This is a genomic window from Faecalibacterium longum, assembly GCF_040094125.1.
Taxonomy (GTDB): domain Bacteria; phylum Bacillota; class Clostridia; order Oscillospirales; family Ruminococcaceae; genus Faecalibacterium; species Faecalibacterium longum.
Genome location: NZ_JBBNIH010000034.1, coordinates 1 through 2,162 on the forward strand (window position 1 = coordinate 1; position 2,162 = coordinate 2,162).

3 protein-coding genes are annotated in these 2,162 nt (G+C 41.1%); all 3 read right to left on the reverse strand.

The window, feature by feature from the left end:
- Positions 1–153: 153 nt before the first annotated feature.
- A complete protein-coding gene (locus AAAU26_RS00415; RefSeq protein WP_005923150.1) occupies positions 154–543 on the reverse strand; it encodes a hypothetical protein in 390 nt (129 codons plus the stop codon).
- A 281-nt stretch (positions 544–824) separates the two neighbouring features.
- Positions 825–1,289, reverse strand: a complete 465-nt coding sequence (locus tag AAAU26_RS00420) for a DUF3592 domain-containing protein (RefSeq protein WP_015538140.1) — start codon at positions 1,287–1,289, stop codon at positions 825–827.
- Positions 1,290–1,469: 180 nt separating this feature from the next.
- The coding region (locus tag AAAU26_RS00425; protein WP_349180862.1) for a sigma-70 family RNA polymerase sigma factor at positions 1,470–2,162 on the reverse strand (693 nt) is incomplete at its 5' end.

The following is a 2,162-nucleotide window of genomic DNA, read 5'->3' on the forward strand; positions in this document are numbered from 1 at the left end:
TGCTTAAAGTTACAGCTTTCAGCGTAAAGCTTCCGTAGTTTTTAATGCTAAACGATAGTTATCGAACTTTTCCACAGCTTTTGCAAAATCGTCGAGAAAAAGTTCTGTATCTTTTTCATTCGTACCACTTTACCCCATTATTAGAATTGAAAATTAGTAGCCCTTTGATATAAATAAGTAAACGATGAATCCACCCCACAAAACAACTTCAGCAATTATCAAACACTTCAAGTGTTGCTGCAATTTTTCGGGGTCAATTTCGCCTTTTTTCAGAAAATCATAAATTGAATTTCGCAATTTATCTATGTCTTCCTGCTTGATTTCCAGTTTCAAATAAAAATTTTTCCCGAAAAGGAGCTGGTGCATCCCATAATATATTGAAAGCAATATTAAAAATGAAGTAATACTTACAAGCGCTGGCTGGGTCCAGCTTATTGTCATACCTTCTACCGATGTAAGATTTCTATAAAAAACAATATCACTTAAACCAGCTACAAACAACAGAAAATTCCAAACCAAAAATGTATATAAAGTTTTCTTCATTTTCTATACCTTCTTTCACTACTGCCCACATTGCTGGAAATATCAAACGCCTACTTTATTTTTATGCCCTCATTTTTTACAAATCATCAAACCTTCCCGCCTTGCTTTTTTGTTTAGATAACGAAATTTAAGCCTGATTTATTTCGTTTGTCCACAAAATTTTTCAAAATCGTATAGATGCACATAAACTTCCTGAAAATTTGTAGCACAATCGCAATCTTCTTTTAAATAAACACGCTATAAGGATAAACTTTTTGTTTTACCTCGATTGAAAGCCATCTTTAGCTTTCTGGTTTGAGAACTGTACTTCGGGCCGGATTCTTTGGGTCTACTAGAATTTTTATTGGTGCCCCTTTCGGAATACATGGATTGAACCAAAACCACTGCGACTTTCCATTATAGGTTTCACCTTTAACTTTATACTGATAATGTACCACATATGGATAGATTACATCCTCATCGGCAAGGTGGTAGGTACTCATATGAAATTTTATATGTACCCGTTTTGTTGCTGTAACCTTTCCGATGATTCTTGTTCCATTTTTCAAAAGTTCTGCCTTTTTATAGTCAGAAATAATCGCCAATCCGATAATTATACCTGCTACAATCCATGCTAATATCGCAGCCACCCAAATACCAGACTTACACGCTCCAACCGATATAATTGCCGCCACGAACATTCCGACATATGCCATTGTATGAATAAGATCTTTTGAAAAAAACATTTTATCTCGTGTAATTTTCATAAAACGGCATCCTCCTCAAATCCTACAGTCGGTAATCAGCGGCTCCGTGAAATCAACGTTCCTTAGATACTTAGATTTAATCCTATTTTGTTTCATCCGTCTACAAAATTTCTCAAAATCGTATAGTTGCACATAAATCCCCATAAAGCTTGTAGCACAATCACGATTTTTTCTTTTCATTCAGATAAACCACCACGGCAGTTCCAGCCACAGGTTATCCATGGCCTGTTCCTCGGTCTTTTGGGCGCGGCCTTTTGTCAGGTGAAAGTATATCGCCGTGCCGATCAGCAGATGTTCCTCGCCATCGGTGAAGCCATAGCGGTACAGCAGATAGGTCTGCTCCCGTTGGGTCAGCCGTTTCAGGCCATAATACAGTTCCCGGCGTAATTCCTGTTCTTCCATAATACTCTGCGGCTGCATGGCATAAGGGTCGGCTATGGCTTCAATGCGCCGTAGTTGTTCCTCTTCCGGCAGAACATCGTCCAGCGAAACACGCTGGTAACAGATACCGTCCTTATCCTCCGTCACCATCCGCTGCTCAAAAGCAGTAAAGGCATCCCGAACCATGTCCATCATGGCGTTGCGGATGGCAGGAGCCGCATAAGTCAGGAACTTCATGCCGCGCGCTGCATCGAACTTCGGCACAGCTTTCCATAAGCCCAGATTGCCCGCCTGTTTCAAATCGTCCGTGTCAAGGTTCAGGCCAGCCTGTGCCAGATTCATGCTGCGAAAAAGGTCATTCGCCACCTTGCCGATAAAGGACTTGTTGTTGTCGATCAGGCTGTCCAGCGCAGTTGCATCGCCTTTCTGTGCCAGCGCACAAAGCCGTTCATTCGTCTGCTTCATGGGCGTTTTCCTGCTCTGCGGCAGACT